We start from the raw sequence: 18,009 nt of genomic DNA, 5'->3' as shown, positions 1-18,009 counted from the left end.
GTTTAACTCTTTTTTACGGTGATGGGTAAGATTAAGCTATCAAGTTGTTGTAATTGTGGGGCATTGGCATGTTTTTGTTTTAATTGCTGTAACACCTCGCTAAATTGCGTGAGTGCCCCTTGCATATACAAGGCTTTGGCATAACGAATTCCGATATTGACATTTTCACTTAGCGAATAGGCTTGTCCTAAGACTTTGGCTGCGGTATCAAAATCATTTTGCAGGAAGGCAATATAACCTAATGTATCGAGAATTGAGGCTTGCTCAGGGGCAAAATCCAGTGCCAACTCTGCGTATTTACGGGCTTCTTTGAGACGGCGGTTTTGCAGCGCCAGTGTATAGGCATAAGCATTCAGATAGGTCGGACTGTTTGGTTCAATAGCTAAAAGCTGCTTTAAGGTTTTGTCTAATTTATCCCGATCTGTATAAGGGTCGAGTAACAATACCTCGGCATAAATTAATTCAGGATCATCCGGCAAGCTTTTAATTGCTTCGTCTAATAGTGCTAAAGCTGCCTTTTTATTATCCATCTTCTTTAAAATATCAGCCTGTGCCTGATATAAGAAGCTGGCATGTTGCGGATAGTTGACCCGTTCCTGCGTTAAGAAGCGTAAAGCATCATTTAATTGTCCCTGTTTCTCAAAAATTGAAATCATATTGCGGCGGGACACGATATAGAGACTACCATCGACCAGACGATAATAGGCTTTGGCCGTTTCATAATGCTGTTTGCGTTGTGCATTAATCGCTAGATAGTAATAGGCTTCATTCTGATATTTTGCCGAGGAACGCAAATCAACTAAATATTGTTCAGCTTTTTCGTATTGCTTCAAATCAATGCTGGTCAAACCAGCAATAAACAGGGCTTCTTCGGCCTTGGGATGATCCTTGATGATATCTTCTAGTTTATCTAAGGCTTCTTGCTGCTGATTAATTTGAATGTAATAACGTGCTTCTGCCATTCGAACATCCACATTGCCCTTGTTTTTGCGACTTGCTTGGGCAAACCATTTTTTGGTTTCCTCATCATTACGCAGAGCCATCAGGAGATTGGCTTTCATTAAAATAAAACTGGTGGATTTTGAACGTTTGCGTAAGGCTTGATTAATATTATTCAGTGCCTGTTCATATAAACCATCTTGGGCTTCTAAACCCGCAATCAAGGCCAGAATGGAGGGGTTGTTTCGTTCTTCGCTGGCGCGCAGTGCATTTAGCAGAATTTCCCGATCTGGGGCTTGTTCAGGAGCAATCCCAACTAAAATTTCCTCGAGATCGGCAGTTGGGTCAATATTTAAAATTTTATCTAATGTCTTTGCTGCTAACTCATATTCATGAGTTTTAAGTGCAATATGTGATAAATAAAACAGCGCAGGCACATCTTTGGGTTCCTGTTCGACCCAATGTGTGGCAATGTTAAGTGCTGATTGTAAATCATTGTATTCTAATGCGATATCTAAAGCACGCTGTTTAATCGTGGTTGAATTGCTGCGAATCGCAAGTACAGTATAATTGTGTAATGCAGTTGCAATATCATCATAAGCAAGGGAAAATTCAGCGACCATGCTCTGTTGCAGGGCATGCTCAAAGCTCTTCTCTGCATACATGTCGTGTATTGCTTGTGCAGAGACATAAGAGCTCATGCTACCTAACAACAAGATTGTGGTAGAATACCGTCTAATCGTCTTGCCGCTAAAAAGGGTACGGCGATATAGCTGACGCAATTTTTATTGATCCAAAGTAATGCTTTTTATGACACCGATGTTGCACAATAACATAAATTTAGCGAAATGATGATCTGATATGTCTTTCTTTGCATTGGGCGTCAACCATCAAACAGCTTCTGTTGAACTTCGTGAACAAATTGCTTTCAATGCAGAGCGATTAGCTGCGCTATTGCTTGAACAAAACCAACATGCATCGCTAAATGATTTGGTGGTGGTGTCAACCTGCAACCGTACCGAAGTCTATGCCATGACAGAAGATGCTGAGAGCATCCTGAATTGGCTGGCCCACGTGAATAATATTGATGTAAAACAGTTAATTCATCATGTTTATCGTTACGAGAATGCTCAGGCGGTTACACATTTGATGCGTGTAGCCAGTGGTTTGGATTCGCTAATGCTGGGTGAGCCGCAAATTTTAGGTCAGGTTAAAAGCGCCTTGGCCTTATCCAAAGATGCAGAAACTGTTTCGCCTGAATTGAACAGTGTTTTTGAATATGCCTTTTATGCAGCAAAGCGTGTCCGTTCCGAAACTTCGGTGGGCAGTCATGCTGTTTCAATGGGTTATGCCGTTGCGCAATTGGCATCACAAGTGTTTAGCCATACCGAAAAACTGACGGTGATGGTGGTTGCAGCAGGCGAAATGAACAGTCTGGTTGCTAAACATTTGGCAGAAATGGGCGTAGCAAAAATTCTGATTTGTAACCGTAGTCGTGAACGTGCTGATCTATTGGCGCAAGAAATTGCCCATCAGGTCGAGATTGAAATCATTCCCTTTGCTGAACTTGCACACAATTTGCATCGAGCGGATGTGGTCTCTAGTTGTACAGGTAGTTTGCATCAAGTGATTGAGTATTCAGACGTTAAAGTTGCCCTGAAAAAACGCCGTTATCAGCAGATGCTAATGGTCGATTTAGCCGTTCCTCGTGATATCGATCCGAAAGTGGAATCATTGGATAACGTGTATTTGTATGGTGTTGATGACTTACAAAGCGTGATTGATGAGAATCTGGCACAACGTCGTCAGGCCGCGGTTGAAGCTGAAATCATGGTCAATCAATTGGCAACCCAATTGATGACCCAGCAAAAGGTTAAAGAGGCCAGTGGTACCATTCAGGCTTACCGTCAGCACAGTGAGGAAGTCAGCCAAAAAGAGTTGGCACATGCTTTAGAGTCACTGCAACATGGTCATGCTGCAGAGCAGGTGATGCAAGAGTTTGCGCATCGTCTGACGCAAAAACTGATGCATCCCACTTCGATTTTACTCAGAGAAGCCGCTAAAGCTGAAAATCCAGATTATTTCGAATGGCTACAGCAACATTTGCAAGATGTGTTTGAACATGAGCGTAAGCCACGCCAGTAATGATCATCAAGACAATAAACGTAAACTAATCTGTTTGGTCAACTCGTTCAGTTGTTGACGTAAATTACGCGATTCAATTAAAGAAATTGGCGATTTGAGCTTTAAGCGTAAATACTTTTCTTGCAGTCCCAACGCATATTCTTTCGCCAGTTTGTCTGCAATTTCAGGTGCTTGGGTTAGTGATTGAATATTGGTTCGTTGCATGATATCTGCCAGTTCATGGCTATAACTGCTACATGCGCCGAGTACATAATAGGTCGCCAGTTCTTGATCATCAGGCAAGTCATCAAACACAATATTGAGTGCCGCCAGAATCTTGGCTAACAGTTCATTTGGGTCGATCACCGCACGCAGTTCTTCAAAATGGATATAGAGGAAGGGATGGTGCATTAAAATTGCCACTGCAAAATCTTCATCTTTGGTCTGAATGTTAAAAGACAATGAGGCATCATGGCTGATTTGTGGAGTAAAACGTTTGCCCAGACCAAGTTTTTCTCGGAAAGACTGGCTCAGCAAATAACGAAATGAGCCGTGTTTGGGCAACAGTTCGGTTAATTCGCGTAGTTCACCCATGACCAAGCTTTTGCCTTCGGGGGTGCTAACATCATGTTGTCCAGTCAGGTGTGCAAATACAAAGTCTGACAGGAGCGGTGCTTGTTGTAAGAGTTTTTGGAAGTTTTCTAAACCTTCTCGACGAATGAGAGAGTCAGGGTCATGTTCATTGGGAAGCACAAAGAATTTTAATTCACGACCATCATTGAGCAGAGGTAGTGCTATTTCTAGCGTACGACGTGCTGCTTTTTGGCCTGCTGCATCACCATCAAAAGCAATGGTAATACGAGAATTTTGTTTAAACAGGGTGGTTAAATGCTCGGCATTACTGGCGGTTCCCAGCGTTGCCACCGCGCCATTAATCCCATATTGCTGTAAGGCAATTACATCCATATAGCCTTCAACCATTAACCAGTCATTGGCTTTAAGTTTACGGCCTTCGTATAGTCCATACAGGAGTTGGTTTTTATGGAATACTTCCGAGTCTGGTGAGTTGATATATTTGGGTTTGATCTCATCGTTGAGGGCACGCCCACCAAAGCCGACCACACGACCTTTATGATCACGAATCGGGAAAATCACCCGTTCACGCAATAAATCGAAATCTCGACCACTGTCACTGGAACGGATCAGGCCAAGTTGTTTTAAACCTTCAATATCCTGTGGAAAAGCTTTTTCTAAATGTTGCCAGTCTTCAGGGGCATAACCCAAACGCCAAAATTGAATGGTCTGGGGGGATAAGCCACGCTGTTTGAAATAGTTTTGCGCTTTTTGGCTATTGGGTAGTTGACGCTCATAAAACTGAGCCACATTTTCCAGCAGATCGTAGAGATTGCCTTCCTGTACTTGTTCATCAACGATACTGAAAGAAGGATCGAACTGGGCAAAAGGATCATCGATATAACGATCCATATCGACAAAATGCCCGTCGATGAATTCCTCAGCCGCAGGTACGGGCGCGACATTCTCAGCTGCAGGTGTAACTGTCGCTTGCGGTACTGCCACGTGTTGAGGGCTGCGTTTATAGGACAGCTTTTTATTGTCTTGATTATCTTTAGGTAACTCGATGCCAGTTTTATTCGACAGCTCTTTCATCACATCGACAAAGTTACGGCCATCAATATCCATCAAGAAACGAATGGCATTGCCGTTGGCCTGACAACCGAAGCAGTGAAAGTACTGCTTATCGCGATAAACATGAAAAGAGGGCGATTTTTCCTGATGGAATGGGCAACAGCCTGAGTAGGTACGTCCCGTCTTTTTTAACTTCACACGTTGACCGATCAAATCGACAATGTCGGTTCGATCTAAAATTTGATCAATCGTATGTTGTGGAATTGCCATATGTATTTAACCATTTAAGACGGGGAGTAGCACATTGTTGCATAAAATAAAAAACAGGCAAGAAAGACTTGCCTGTTTGATGTATCAGATGATTGCAAATTAGTTTGCAGCATCATTCTCCGATGAGTTATTTGCTTCAGGTTTATCTAACAGGCCAAAACTTAAACGGTTTTTCCAGCTTGGTTTGTTGGCATTGGCTGGAGCAGAGGTTTCTGGTACAGCAACGGGTGCAACTTGCTCTGTTTCTGGTTTGTCCAGTAAACCAAAGCTTAAGCGGTTGGTTAAACTGCGCTGTTCAGCAGTGCTTGCTGTTTCCGCTTTGGTTTGTACCGTTTTTGATTCGCGACCCAGCAAACCTAAAGTTGCACGATTGACCCAGCTACCTTCTTTACGTGCTGCACGTAAATTCACTTCACCATTGGATTTGACCAAGTTTGGATAATTAAGTTTTAAAATCTCAATATATTGTTGAGAGGTCGCTTGATCGCCCAATTTTTGATAGCTATAAGCCAAGGTTGCTAAAGCTTCTGGCGTTTGTGGTGTTTGCGGATAGTGTTCAATTACCCATTGCGCACGTTCCGCCGCAGCCAACCACGCTTTACGCTCGATATTGAAACGTGCAGCATTCATTTCACTTTCAGCAAGTTCCTGACCAATAAATTTCATGCGCTGTGCCGCATCGACTGAATATTGACTGCTTGGGAAACGGCGAATTAAGTCTACAAAGTTTTGGTAAGCCAGTTTGACATAGCTCACATCACGATGAGATTGTTGCAATGAGGTATAACGAATCAAGCTGTCATAGTTCAGTTCCATATTGGCTACGCCACGAACATAGTAGGCATAATCAACATTTGGGTGCTGCGGATTTAAACGAATGAAGCGATCAGCCAGTGCAATCGTACCTTCATAATCTTTTTGCTTGAATTTCGCGTAGAGAAGCTCAAGTTGAGCTTGTTGTGTATATTGTCCAGTAGGATAATACGTATCTAAAGCTTCAAGTGATTTAACCGCATCGGTATATTGATTACGTTCAAGCGATTTTAAGGCTTTGTCATAATAAACTTGTTCACTTGATTGTGGTCCTTTATCAACCACTTCTTTCTTACTTGGATTGCTGCTACAGCCCACAAATGCAGACGCTACACCTAAAGATAGTGCAAGCACCGTAATTTTATAACGTGGTAGCGACATAAAAACTCCTCTGTTATTCTGGGCAATGAGCTACAATGGTGCTATTAAACCATTTTTGTACCGATCATCAAATGACTTCAGCACAATCTTCCAATTCAAACTTCTCTGAAACAGATTTCTTACTCGAAGATTCTGTCGATGCAGATAATCATAATTCCGATTCAACTGCAACACGTTTATCGTTGCAAATTCAACTTGATGAAAACTATTTAGGCCAACGTATTGATCAGGTTGCCGCATTGGTTTGGAGCGAGTTTTCTCGTGAAAAACTCAAGCAATGGATGAAAGATGGCCATCTATTGGTAAATGGTAACATCGTTAAGCCCAAGTACCGCTGTGAAGGAAATGAATTATTAACACTCGATGTTGAACTTGAAGCACAAACCTCAAGCCAGCCTGAAAATATTCCATTGAATATTGTTTATGAAGATGACGATATTATTGTCATCAATAAAGAAGTAGGCATGGTGGTTCATCCTGGTGCGGGGAATCCAACAGGAACTTTAGTGAATGCCTTGCTTTATCATGCACCTAAACTGGCCGAGCTGTCTCGTGCTGGCTTGGTTCACCGTATCGATAAAGACACCAGTGGTTTACTGGTGGTTGCAAAAAATCTTGAAGCACAATTCTCACTCAGCAAGCAATTGGCTAAGAAAACGGTTTACCGTGTTTATGATTTGATTGCCTATGGCAACATCATTGCAGGTGGCACCATTGATGAACCGATCAAACGTCATCCTGTGGATCGTATCAAAATGGCGATTTTACCGGGCGGACGTGATGCAGTAACACATTACAATGTAAAAGAACGCTTCCGTGACTTTACCCGTGTTCAGGCACAGCTGGAAACAGGCCGTACTCATCAGATCCGTGTGCATTTTAGTTATCTAGGTCATGGTTTGGTGGGTGATCCTGTATATGTCAACCGTGTCCGTTTCCCAGCAGGTGCTTCAGAAAAATTAACGGATATGTTGCGTAGCTTTAAGCGTCAGGCGCTGCATGCCGCGAAGTTGGGGCTGGTTCATCCACGTACAGGTGAAGAAATGATGTTTGAAGCGCCGTGGCCAGAAGACTTCACCCAATTGGTTGAAGTATTGCGCAGTGAAAATGAAGCCTATTAAGTAAAGCACTACTTCCCTCTAAATCTCCTTCTTTAAAGGAGGCAGACTTTCGTGAACTCAATGTCTTAGAGTGCCTTAAATTCCCTCTCCTTTGAGAAAAGGGTTAGGGAGAGGTTGACGGTAGAAAATATAGCTCAGGAGATAGTTATGGAATTTGTACAAGGTCTGCCGAAAGGGGTCTATGTAGCACAAACGCGGATTGAACATCCTCAGAGCATTACAACATCGAATCAGAATCTATCAGGATTTAATTTGGCTTTGCATGTCAATGATGATGCGCAACGTGTTCAGCAACATCGCATGTTATTGCTGAATGAGTTATCAGCATTCGGCGTAGATAAAATCACATGGATGACGCAAACGCATAGCACCATTTGCCATACCGTCAATGAGCAGATTCCATTTATTGCCCTTGAAGGCGATGGTCTGGTCACCCAAAAAACAGGCCATGCCTTAATGATGATGACGGCTGATTGCTTGCCTGTGGTGTTGGGCAATGCCGAAGGGACGGAAGTTGCCAACCTACATGCTGGTTGGCGTGGCTTGGCCAATGGGATTATTGAAAATACCGTGGCTGAAATGCAATCTCAGCCCACTTGGGCATGGTTAGGTGCGGCCATTAGCCAACCCTGCTTTGAAGTCGGTGCCGAAGTGAAAGCAGCTTTCTGTGACAAATATCCTGAATTAGCTTCGGCATTTATTACAGGTCAAGTGGAAGGTAAATACCAAGCCGATTTATATGCAATCGCTCGTTTTATTCTCAATCGTCTAGGTGTCGAGACTGTTTTAGGTGGCGATCAATGTTCGTATCAACAGAACCAAGATTATTTCTCTTATCGCCGTGATGCCAAAACGGGACGGATGGCAAGTTTGGTGTTTATGCAATAAAAGCACGCTTGGCGTGCTTGATTCGCCTTGTGGTATTTAAAAATGTTAAACTTGATCCAATTCATTGGTTTTCAAATTCTCCATGTCTGTGATTGAGCAAGTAAGTTCCCAAATTAAAGTTTGTGTGGTTTATCATAGTCCTTATGGACATACCGCCAAAGTTGCGCAATACATTGCTCAGGGTGCAGAGCAGGCGGGTGCCGAAGTGCATCTACTGTCTGTGGCTGCGCCACAATGGGATTTGCTCGATCAGGCTGATGTGATTGTAATGGGTTGTCCGACCTATATGGGAAGTTTAACCTCAGCTTTAAAACAGTTTATGGAAGACTCGTCTAAACGCTGGTTGGCGCGGAGCTGGCAAGGTAAGTTGGCAGCGGGTTTCACCAATGGCGGTGGTCTCAGCGGTGATAAGCTGGCAGTATTACAACAGATTAATTTATTTGCGATGCAGCACGGCATGTTATGGGCAGGCTTACCGTTTATGCCAACAGGCAGAAGTCCTTCGGATATTAACCGTATGTCGAGCTTTTTAGGATTGATGACCCAGTCTGACAATGCCAGTGTAGAAGTCACTCCACCTGAAGGAGATTTGGAAACTGCGCGCAAGTTTGGGAAATATTTGGCTGAATTGCGATTAAAACACGTTGTGGCTTGATTTTTAGTAAGACAATCATAATTGAACTATTGCCTGTTTTTTTGCTCGTAATAGTTCCCCGCCATGTCTAAAGGTCTCTTCATATTGGAGCCTTCAAAAGAGCCCACTTATACTGGTTATGGGAAGTACACAATTGAAGGGAAGAATGAAGTAGTTGATGCTAATCCGCATTGTAGAGGGTAGAGCTTGGTTGGAAAATATTCGTTGATGGTCAGTATTAAAAATTAAAAAAATGTAGTTAATATAATTAAATAAAGTATAGCCACATATAATTTTTACTCCGAGGGAGTATAAGTAAATGAAGAATGAAATCGCTATTTATTTGAATAAGGTTGCACAAGGAATTATACCATTAAATGATTCATTGGAATGGTTTAATAACTTAGATGATGAACAAATAATTCTGATGCTAGAGACTTTAATTTACTATATACAGCAATCAGGAATGTCTGCGAGTTCAATAAAAAACTTTCTTGAGCCTGCAAGATTATTCTCGGGTTTAAAAATTGGACACACACCTGTTCAAATATTGAAAAGTATAGAGCAAACTGGTCTTATGAGTACATCAGCTTTAAAAGTTGGGTTACATAAGTTTTTAAAGTTACCAAAAACTGAACAAAATCAATCTTTTTACTTCTTGTAGGTATTCTTAATTATAATTTTCATATGAAAAAAACTCTGATTCAACAAAATGGTGGTATGAAGATTTATCGCAAGATCAAAATTTTCCTGAAATATAGATAAATGACTACTCAAAATTAAACATCATTTTATGATTACTGTGGAAATACGAAGAGCTTAGACAAGATAAGAATAATCCTACAAGAACACTAGCAGTTCGAGCTGAATTAATGAAAATGATTTTGGAGAAATGGTAATGCTATTTAGTTTTATTAATGACTCTGCTAAGGAAGTTAAAATTTATTTTGAGCCATCAACAGATACATTTTTTTGAAGAAAGATGATGTAATCAAAATAAATTTTTCTAATAAGCTGTTAGATAATGTTTTTGAGTTTGTTTATGTTGATGATGGCGTAATTTTATATCTTCCGCCTAAATCTGAAGTTGAGGTTTTTATAAATGACTTGAAAGTTGAAACATTGTATGAGAAATTTAATTGGTAGGTAGATAGCTTAGATAATACTTTTTATTATTGCTGTTAAATGGATTAGTAATGGGTCTATTACATCCATATATTATACAGAAAATTATTTTATTTTTAAAAATAATGGTTTATAAAAAACCTCCAATTGGAGGTTTTTTTATTACTTATGCAGCAGACGAGATTTATCACGTTGCCAGTCACGGTCTTTTTCAGTGGCACGCTTGTCATGTAATTGCTTACCTTTCACTAAGGCAATTTCGAGTTTGACCAAATGGCCTTTCCAATAACATGCCAAAGGCACGCATGAATAACCTTTTTGATTGACTGCACCCAAAAGCTTTTCCAACTCACGACGAGAGAGTAGCAATTTACGCGTACGCGTTGCTTCTGGAACCACATGGGTTGAGGCAGATAACAAGGGCTGAATTTGTGAGCCAAATAAAAAAGCTTCACCATTTTTAAAAATGACATAGCTTTCAGTTAAGCTCATACGCCCAGCGCGCAGAGATTTTACTTCCCAACCTTGTAGGGACATGCCTGCTTCAAATTTTTCTTCGATAAAGTAATCGTGGCGCGCTCTTTTATTTTGAGCAATCGTGCCACCATTATGTTTCTTCACTACTGTTGCTTGCGCCATAATTTAAACTTCCACAATTGGCTCTATTGTGCCGTAAAACGCAACCTTTTTCCAATGTTTAGGAATTTCGCATTTAGAGCCAGCATTTGTTAAAATACAAGCCTTATCTCATTAACTAGAGTACACCGCATGTCTAAAACACGTGTGATTTATCCGGGGACTTTCGATCCAATAACCAATGGACATGTCGATTTGGTTGCAAGAGCATCAAAAATGTTTGATGAAGTTGTGGTTGCAATTGCGATTGGTCATCATAAAAATCCAGTGTTTAGTTTAGAAGAGCGTGTTGAATTAGCAAAAGCATCATTGAGTCATTTGAACAATGTTGAATTTGTTGGCTTTGATGGCCTATTGGTCAATTTCTTCCGTGAACAGCATGCAACAGCGGTACTCCGAGGTTTAAGAGCAATCTCAGATTTTGAATATGAATTTCAACTGGCCAATATGAACCGTCAGCTTGATCCACATTTTGAATCGGTATTTTTAACTCCATCTGAGCAATATTCATTTATCTCATCTACTCTGGTGAGAGAAATTGCTCGTTTAAAAGGTGATGTGACCAAATTTGTGCCTCCCGTTGTGGTTGAGGCCTTTGAACGTAAACATCAACAAGGTTGGTAGCGTGTCCTTATATATTACAGATGAATGCATTAACTGTGATGTCTGTGAACCTGTATGTCCCAATGAAGCCATCTATATGGGTGAGCTGATTTATGAGATTGATCCTGCACTCTGTACAGAATGCATTGGTCATCATGATCAACCACAGTGTCAGTTGTTTTGCCCCGTTGATTGTATTCCGCTCGATCCTCAACATGTCGAATCGCATGATGATCTGATGGCGAAATACAAAAAATTAACTGCGCAAAAAAATACGAGCAATTAACGGCGAACTTTGATAAGATGCGCCACGAAGTGGGCCGGACGGTCGCTGCTGTGGAGGTCTCCGTGACTGAAACAGGGGAGGAAAGTCCGGGCTTCATAGGGCATGGTGCCAGGTAACGCCTGGGCGGCGAAAGTCGACGGCAAGTGCAGCAGAGAGTAGACCGCCAATCCCTCCGTTCCTCCCTTGAATAAAGGGAGGCTAGGTAGGATAGGTAAGGGTGAAAGGGTGCGGTAAGAGCGCACCGCGTGTCTGGTAACAGTTCACGGCAAGGTAAACCCCACCAGAAGCAAGACCAAATAGGAATCCTGAGGCACGGCCCGTGCTGGATTCGGGTAGGTCGCTTGAGCGTACGAGTGATTGTACGCCTAGAGGAATGATCGTCCTCGACAGAACCCGGCTTATAGGCCCACTTCTCAAATTTTTTAAAATTGTGCTTGACGTGTGTATTGAAAGTTAAGATAATGCGCCCACAGTTTTCGGCTATGTAGCTCAGTTGGTTAGAGCACCGCACTCATAATGCGGGGGTCACAAGTTCAAGTCTCGTCATAGCCACCATTTTATAGACCACGCTCCTGCGTGGTCTCTTTTTATCTGCAGTTTTTATAATCTTCAAAACAATCTTTTTGATGCGAAGTTTTCTGGTTATTTTTATTCAAATCAAAGCCCGATCATGACTAAATCCCGTGGTTGAGGTAAAGATGTGTTGAAATTTGATCAATTAAGGATTAAAAGCCTAAAAACTGTTCATATGTTCTATATTTTCAAGGCGATAGACTTGACCCGTTATGCGGAACACTAGATAATGCGCACACAGTTTACGGCTATGTAGCTCAGTTGGTTAGAGCACCGCACTCATAATGCGGGGGTCACAAGTTCAAGTCTCGTCATAGCCACCATTTTAAAAACCACGCTCCTGCGTGGTTTCTTTTTATCTGGATTCTGCTCGAAAAAAATAATGCATCAGACATGCAAAAGCCTGTAAACGAGTTATTCATTTACAGGCTTTATTTTTATAGATGCTTTTCGATGGCGGCTAGGGTTTGTGGGCTTTCATAGAACGGTTTGAGGATCAAAGTAATGATCGGTTCTAATACGCCGTGCTCATCCAATGCTTTCACAACTTTTGGATAGAATCGTACGGCTTCATTGAGCAGGTCGGCTTCTTCTAAGCCAATTGCCGCGAACACATCGGCCAGGCTTTCATCTTTATAGAAGTCATAAAACACTTTAACACCGTATAAGATTAAATCCTGTATGAAAGTGGACTGGCGTAATTCTTTCCAGTACTCATAAATCATAACAAAGAATTCTTCTACATCCAGTGGCGTCACTTGTTTGGTGTATTCGGATAGGGGCTGAGCTTTATTATCATCCCAGATATTGCGAACCAGACTCTCAAGATCATCATCAGAAAGTAGGCTGAGATCGACTAATTGTTCTTGAATGAAGCGACCAATGCTCTCTTCTATTTTTTGTTCAATCCGTTGCTGCTGGCGATGTGAGAAGCTTTTGAGCTTATGTTGCCATTCATATTTACTTTCAGAAATACGTACCTCATTTGATTGAGCAAACAGTTTTGGTAATTTGTTTTGTAGTGTTGTGGTCGCAATGTATTGGCACAGTTGCTGAATAGAAGGGCTTTCTTTTAAAAATTGATTTAAATAATGGCGGATGTTTTCCAGCTCTAAAAACTTGGACAGCCACATTTCAAACTGGTGGTCGGAAAATACATCTTGTAATTGTGCCGAGGATTGTAATGAAAAGACATGCAGTCTTTGAGCAATTTCCCCAATAAATTCTAATAGGCCTGCACCAAGTTGCATTTCAAAGGCATAGCGTTTAACCACAGCCTGAATTTGCGCGAGTTCAACCACTTCTTTGAGTTGAATATTGGGTGCATGTTGAAGAAACAGTTGAATAAATTGCTGAAAGAAATCAGCGGAGAGTTGAGTGCTAAGTTGGTTTTTGTAAAATGAAACTTGCTCAAGCATCATTGCTTGAGCAAGTAATTGTGACTTTTCAGAAACAATTTTTTCAGTCATTCGCGGTCCATCCGTTGACGATAGGATAGCGTCGTTCGCGACTGAAGGCACGCGAACTAATACGTGGCCCAATCGCGCCCTGACGACGCTTGTATTCATTACGATCAACCAGGCGAATCACTTTCTCGACCACTTCGGCTTCGTAGCCTTTGGCGATAATGTCTGCTTGGCTGAGATCTTCCTCAATATAAGCATATAAGATGGCATCAAGTACATCATACGCAGGTAGGGAATCTTGGTCTTTTTGATCTGGACGAAGTTCTGCCGATGGCGGACGTGTAATCACACGCTCTGGAATTACAGGGGTTGCTTCTAGCGTATTACGGTATTTTGCCAGTTCAAATACAATGGTTTTATACACATCTTTAAGTACAGAGAAACCACCGACCATGTCACCATACAAGGTGCAATAACCTACTGAGATTTCAGACTTGTTGCCAGTAGAAAGCACGAGGTTACCAAACTTATTCGATAAACCCATCAATAAAGTACCGCGAGTACGCGCTTGTAAGTTTTCTTCTGTCGCGTCAGCAGGTGCGTTGCCAAAGAATGGGAACAAGGTTTGCATGAAGCTGTTCACGATCGGGTGAATTTCTGCAATACCAAAAGTCACACCCATGCGACGGGCTTGTTCAGTCGCATCTTCGACACTCATTTGTGAGGTGTAGGTATATGGCATCATCACGGCTTGGACTTTCTCAGCACCAATTGCATCAACTGCAATGGCTAGGGTCAAAGCAGAGTCGATCCCACCAGATAAGCCTAGAATCACACCAGGGAAACCTGAGCGCTGTACATAATCACGTGTTGCCATGACCAATGCTTGATAAATCTCGGCAAAGGTTTCTAAGGCTGGAATCGCATCAGTTGTTTTGTATTGCTTTTGCTCAGTATCGTATTCAGCATAAGCCAAAGCTTCTTGGAAGCTTGGAATTTGTAATGCCAATTGACCATCATGATTGCTGACAAAACTTGAACCATCAAAAATCAAATCATCTTGTCCACCGACTTGGTTGACATAGATCAGATTGAGATTTAACTGTTTTGCCAGTTCATTTAAGGTCTGGATACGATGTTGCGGTTTACCTACTTCATAAGGTGAAGCATTTAAGACCAGTACCGTTTCAACATTCAGTTGACTGAGTTGTTTAACGGTATTCAATGACCAGACATCTTCACAAATCAACACACCGAACTTGTGACCTAAATATTCAAACACAAGATGTTGATGGCCTTCTTGGAAGTAACGCTTTTCATCAAACACGCCATAGTTTGGTAAGTTGTGTTTGTTATAAACCCCTAAAACCTGCCCATCTTTCATGACAGCAGCGGAGTTATAGCGATGACCGTCCTCAGTTTGATGTACAAAACCAAACACCATGAGGATATCTTTAACTTCGCTGAGTTGAGCAAACGCTTTTTGAGTGCGTTTTTGTAGATTTGGGCGAAGTAATAAGTCTTCGGCTGGATAACCTATCGTAGAAAGCTCTGGGAAGATGATCAAATCAGCCTGTTGTTGTTTCGCTAAATTTGCTTGCTCAACCATCTTTTGAGTATTTGCATCAATATTGCCAATGTGCGGAGAGAATTGAGCAAGGGCAACTTTAAAATTTTTCATTCAAACCTAGTCCTGAGTTTTAACAAGTTCTGATATACAAGTTTCTGATTTATATGGGTATAGTTATTAAAAACAAGTGTATATCATGGCGCCAAACATTTTATATCTTAAAGAAAAATGACAAGTTTACTAATATATACTAAATGCGCATTTTTCTGCGTAAAAATAACAAGTTTTTCTGTATAAAACAGCAACATTTCTCAATATTTGCATGATTATGGTGCGTAATTGTGAAGAAATTGAAGAGTATCATAGCAAGTTTTTTCATGCCATTTTTACATCTGGATATGACATATCAATTACAACAGTTATGGGTATTTCAAAAACTTGAGAAAAATAATCACTTTCTATATTTTTATTGTATCGGAATAGGTGAAACACTTGTACTTTTTTAAAAATATAGCATATTCATGGTCTTGGGTTTATTTTGAGTGTTTTTTATACCGTTTGTCGGGAATATCTTTGCGACACTTGAGTGTACATTTGTGCACTGCTATTATCCTAATTAATGTGAACAGGCGTACACTTTGATGTAGATCCAGTGTACTCAAACACGAAAATAAAGAGGTAACAATAATGTCAGTTTTATTATTTCCTGTGATTGCTTTTGGATTGGCTGTTGTCGTTGGCCGTGTAGGCACCGTAATGTTCCAAGAAAAAGATCAACAAGTTTAATTGATCATTCAATTTTTATGTATGGATTGATGAGGTAAAGAAGATGTCAGTTTTATTATTTCCTGTGGTTGCGTTTGGTTTAGCAGTGGTTGTGGGTCGTATTGGTACAGTCATGTTCCGTGAGCAAGACCAGCAAGCTTAAGCTGATTTGTTAAATAGTCATTTAAATAAAGAGGTAGCAAATTATGACTTCAACGATTTTATTGCCTGTCATTGCCTTGGGTTTAGCCATTGGTGTTGGGCGTATAGGAACCATTGTTAAGGATGCGATGCGTGTAGAATTTACGACTGATATGGATGATAGTCATGAACACCCAATTGAAACTGGTAAAGGCACTGCTGCATAAGTTCAAGTGTGAATTACTTACTTAAAAAGCCCTGTAAATATAAATTACGGGGCTTTTTAGTTTTTGAGGATAATATTGGGAATTCTGTTCAAAAAAATATCGCGTGCAATATCCCCTTGCTGCTCAATGTTATAGCTAGAAAAAGCTTTACCTTGGATCAAGCGATATTGATAAGGGTTATATTGTTTAAAGCTGAGGTAATAGCCTGCCTGAAGGATTGCACCTTTAACAATCACATGGGTGTGTTGTTGAAACTGTAAAATATGCGCCAGTTCGTGAATAAAAATTCCCTGCAAGGAGAGGGAGCAAGTCGAGTAGTCCGGACTGAAATATTTTTGATGAACGAATAGGTTGCCATTCGGTGCCATAAAAATATTGACAGGTTGCCAAGGTAAATAGGGGATGTTAAAGATTTTAATTTTTGTGTAATCAATTAAATCACCAAAGACGGGACGCGCCATTTCGATTTCACCAGACGTCAAACCACGATATTGGAATTGATTCATTTTGAGATAAAAGATTAAGCTGGAAATAAAGCGAGCTTTTAATCTTTGTATAAACGCTGGAAATGCTTTGATCATTTGAGCTTTAAGTATTAAAAACTGAGATATACCGTTTATTTTAGAACAAAAATACGCCGTAGGAAGGATGAATTTTGGTATGCGAAGCATTCAATCAATGTTTTTTTCATTCTGCTTGATGAGTAGTGCGTCTTATGCGGATTTAGATATCAAGCATTATAAAAATTGTACGGGTTCTCCCTTAGAGGAGTTAAATGGTCATTCCAAGCTTGTCCTTCCAGTCATTGATTCTTATCAAAATCATCAATATCACTATTCAGCAGTCTTGGATCGATTTGAAACCGAAATGACACAGTGTTTTGTGGTCGATAATAACCGGAAAGTGATTTTAGATACGATACCGAGTCTGATTTCAAATAGTTGTAGTGGGCAATGGGATAAAAAGAGTAAAACGCCGCTATGGATGGCCGATATTGGTGGTGGCAAAGACGGAGTTGAGTATTTTCCTTATTTACCCTCGGAACAATTAAAACAGGTCCATAAAAGTGAAGTATCAGGGATCAGGCAAATTATTAAAAGCATTGACTGCCAATTATCGACTTATCAAAAACAGGATGCAGCTGAGCTAAATGATGCTGCATTTTTTCTCTATCAAATGGGCTATTATGATGATTCCTTGAGGTTGTTAAAGCATGTGATAACGTTGGATCCGAATCGGACCGTGGCTTATTTAAATCGAGCGGATGTCTATTTCGCTTTAAAAAATCTAGGTCAAGCCAGAAAAAATTACATGATCTATGCGGATCAAATGAAAAAGTCGGGCTTATCAAATAAAGTACCGTTAAGAATAAAGCAATTTTTATGATCTGATTGTCAGAATATCTATACAGATCAATCATTGGTTGAGAAAAAATGAAGAAAATTGTCTTGTTGTGCTTATTTTTATCTGTGTGCGTACAAAGCTATGCAAGTAATGAATATTACTGTTTTACGGATGGTAAAAATTCAATTTTATTGGTTTCACCAGAATATCAAAAGATACAGTCGATTAAGTATTATCCCTATCTCAAAGATATAAAGCTTTCTGTGCCAGTCCATATTGAAGAGGTTGAGGTGGAGAAGTTTGCTCAGCCTGAGGTTTATAAAACCATGAATGAGCTGATTGATGGCAAAGTAACGGGGCAATATACCTTTGTGTCACAAGGCTATATTCTTTATGGCGCAAGCTATCGTAATTTTAAAACAAAAAAAGAGACTCACTTTCAGCAAGTGTCTTTAAACTTGAAGGGGATAAGCTGTTTGTAGTTTGAATTGGGGTTAATGCTGTAGTCTAAGCTAC

The 18,009-nt window shown here is 40.6% G+C and carries 17 protein-coding genes, 2 tRNA genes and 1 other RNA gene; 13 read left to right on the top strand and 7 right to left on the bottom strand.

Features of this window, described 5'->3' with window-relative positions:
* Positions 1 to 2 precede the first annotated feature (2 nt).
* Entirely contained in the window at positions 3 to 1,721 is a 1,719-nt protein-coding gene (locus NQU59_RS17660) for a tetratricopeptide repeat protein (protein WP_043973598.1), read from the bottom strand.
* 79 nt (positions 1,722 to 1,800) lie between these two features.
* On the opposite strand from NQU59_RS17660, the gene hemA reads away from it, so the two are divergent.
* Positions 1,801 to 3,084 (top strand): glutamyl-tRNA reductase, encoded by a 1,284-nt coding sequence (gene hemA, locus NQU59_RS17655; RefSeq protein ID WP_005239278.1) that lies wholly within the window; start codon positions 1,801 to 1,803, stop codon positions 3,082 to 3,084.
* 6 nt (positions 3,085 to 3,090) lie between these two features.
* Here hemA and NQU59_RS17650 read toward each other — a convergent pair whose 3' ends face one another.
* Together NQU59_RS17650 and NQU59_RS17645 are read right to left on the bottom strand one after the other, a co-directional pair.
* Positions 3,091 to 4,980, bottom strand: a complete 1,890-nt coding sequence (locus NQU59_RS17650; RefSeq protein WP_257064296.1) for a DNA primase — start codon at positions 4,978 to 4,980, stop codon at positions 3,091 to 3,093.
* Between the two features lie 99 nt (positions 4,981 to 5,079).
* A complete protein-coding gene (locus NQU59_RS17645) occupies positions 5,080 to 6,174 on the bottom strand; it encodes an outer membrane protein assembly factor BamD (protein ID WP_005239276.1) in 1,095 nt (364 codons plus the stop codon).
* A gap of 71 nt (positions 6,175 to 6,245) precedes the next feature.
* Here NQU59_RS17645 and rluD point away from each other — a divergent pair, with 71 nt between their 5' ends.
* The 4 genes from rluD to NQU59_RS17625 all read left to right on the top strand — a co-directional run bounded on the left by rluD (position 6,246) and on the right by NQU59_RS17625 (position 9,481).
* Positions 6,246 to 7,295 carry a 23S rRNA pseudouridine(1911/1915/1917) synthase RluD gene (rluD, locus tag NQU59_RS17640; RefSeq protein WP_010590145.1) on the top strand — a complete coding sequence of 350 codons (1,050 nt, stop codon included), beginning with the start codon at positions 6,246 to 6,248 and terminating at the stop codon, positions 7,293 to 7,295.
* A 147-nt stretch (positions 7,296 to 7,442) separates the two neighbouring features.
* Positions 7,443 to 8,183: a peptidoglycan editing factor PgeF gene (gene pgeF / locus NQU59_RS17635; protein ID WP_257064294.1), complete on the top strand. Its 741-nt coding sequence runs from the start codon at positions 7,443 to 7,445 to the stop codon at positions 8,181 to 8,183.
* 82 nt (positions 8,184 to 8,265) lie between these two features.
* On the top strand, positions 8,266 to 8,838 hold the full coding sequence (locus tag NQU59_RS17630; protein WP_005273320.1) for a flavodoxin family protein: 573 nt from the start codon (positions 8,266 to 8,268) through the stop codon (positions 8,836 to 8,838).
* Positions 8,839 to 9,136: 298 nt separating this feature from the next.
* Positions 9,137 to 9,481, top strand: a complete 345-nt coding sequence (locus tag NQU59_RS17625; RefSeq protein ID WP_257064290.1) for a DUF5958 family protein — start codon at positions 9,137 to 9,139, stop codon at positions 9,479 to 9,481.
* A 623-nt stretch (positions 9,482 to 10,104) separates the two neighbouring features.
* Here the strand turns inward: NQU59_RS17625 and smpB are convergent.
* Entirely contained in the window at positions 10,105 to 10,581 is a 477-nt protein-coding gene (gene smpB / locus NQU59_RS17620) for an SsrA-binding protein SmpB (RefSeq protein ID WP_005239263.1), read from the bottom strand.
* 129 nt (positions 10,582 to 10,710) lie between these two features.
* On the opposite strand from smpB, the gene coaD reads away from it, so the two are divergent.
* The 5 genes from coaD (at position 10,711) to NQU59_RS17595 (ending at position 12,363) form a co-directional block, all read left to right on the top strand.
* Positions 10,711 to 11,202 carry a pantetheine-phosphate adenylyltransferase gene (coaD, locus tag NQU59_RS17615; protein WP_005239260.1) on the top strand — a complete coding sequence of 164 codons (492 nt, stop codon included), beginning with the start codon at positions 10,711 to 10,713 and terminating at the stop codon, positions 11,200 to 11,202.
* Position 11,203: 1 nt separating this feature from the next.
* Positions 11,204 to 11,467, top strand: coding sequence for a YfhL family 4Fe-4S dicluster ferredoxin (locus tag NQU59_RS17610; protein WP_004655229.1), 264 nt, complete (start codon positions 11,204 to 11,206; stop codon positions 11,465 to 11,467).
* A gap of 26 nt (positions 11,468 to 11,493) precedes the next feature.
* An RNA gene (gene rnpB, locus NQU59_RS17605) (RNase P RNA component class A) lies at positions 11,494 to 11,884 on the top strand.
* A 61-nt stretch (positions 11,885 to 11,945) separates the two neighbouring features.
* Positions 11,946 to 12,022: transfer RNA gene (locus NQU59_RS17600), tRNA-Met, on the top strand.
* Positions 12,023 to 12,286: 264 nt separating this feature from the next.
* Positions 12,287 to 12,363 (top strand) — tRNA-Met (locus NQU59_RS17595).
* A 114-nt stretch (positions 12,364 to 12,477) separates the two neighbouring features.
* Here the strand turns inward: NQU59_RS17595 and NQU59_RS17590 are convergent.
* Together NQU59_RS17590 and NQU59_RS17585 are read right to left on the bottom strand one after the other, a co-directional pair.
* The gene (locus NQU59_RS17590) at positions 12,478 to 13,509 is read right to left on the bottom strand and encodes a hypothetical protein (RefSeq protein ID WP_005239258.1); all 1,032 of its coding nucleotides are present in this window, start codon (positions 13,507 to 13,509) and stop codon (positions 12,478 to 12,480) included.
* Positions 13,502 to 15,127, bottom strand: coding sequence for an NAD+ synthase (locus tag NQU59_RS17585; RefSeq protein ID WP_043973579.1), 1,626 nt, complete (start codon positions 15,125 to 15,127; stop codon positions 13,502 to 13,504). The genes NQU59_RS17590 and NQU59_RS17585 overlap by 8 nt, the downstream gene beginning before the upstream one ends.
* Before the next feature lie 860 nt (positions 15,128 to 15,987).
* Between NQU59_RS17585 and NQU59_RS17580 the strand changes: the two genes are divergently transcribed.
* A complete protein-coding gene (locus tag NQU59_RS17580; protein ID WP_005239251.1) occupies positions 15,988 to 16,149 on the top strand; it encodes a hypothetical protein in 162 nt (53 codons plus the stop codon).
* 56 nt (positions 16,150 to 16,205) lie between these two features.
* Here NQU59_RS17580 and NQU59_RS17575 read toward each other — a convergent pair whose 3' ends face one another.
* The gene (locus NQU59_RS17575) at positions 16,206 to 16,730 is read right to left on the bottom strand and encodes a hypothetical protein (protein ID WP_005239250.1); all 525 of its coding nucleotides are present in this window, start codon (positions 16,728 to 16,730) and stop codon (positions 16,206 to 16,208) included.
* Positions 16,731 to 16,809: 79 nt separating this feature from the next.
* Between NQU59_RS17575 and NQU59_RS17570 the strand changes: the two genes are divergently transcribed.
* Together NQU59_RS17570 and NQU59_RS17565 are read left to right on the top strand one after the other, a co-directional pair.
* The gene (locus NQU59_RS17570; RefSeq protein ID WP_257064284.1) at positions 16,810 to 17,535 is read left to right on the top strand and encodes a tetratricopeptide repeat protein; all 726 of its coding nucleotides are present in this window, start codon (positions 16,810 to 16,812) and stop codon (positions 17,533 to 17,535) included.
* Between the two features lie 47 nt (positions 17,536 to 17,582).
* Positions 17,583 to 17,975, top strand: a complete 393-nt coding sequence (locus tag NQU59_RS17565) for a hypothetical protein (RefSeq protein WP_043973572.1) — start codon at positions 17,583 to 17,585, stop codon at positions 17,973 to 17,975.
* Positions 17,976 to 18,009: the final 34 nt, after the last annotated feature.

Origin of the sequence: Acinetobacter colistiniresistens (genome assembly GCF_024582815.1) — a bacterium.
Taxonomy (GTDB): domain Bacteria; phylum Pseudomonadota; class Gammaproteobacteria; order Pseudomonadales; family Moraxellaceae; genus Acinetobacter.
The sequence above is the reverse complement of the archived record's forward strand: the minus strand, read 5'-3'. Positions and strand labels throughout refer to the sequence as shown.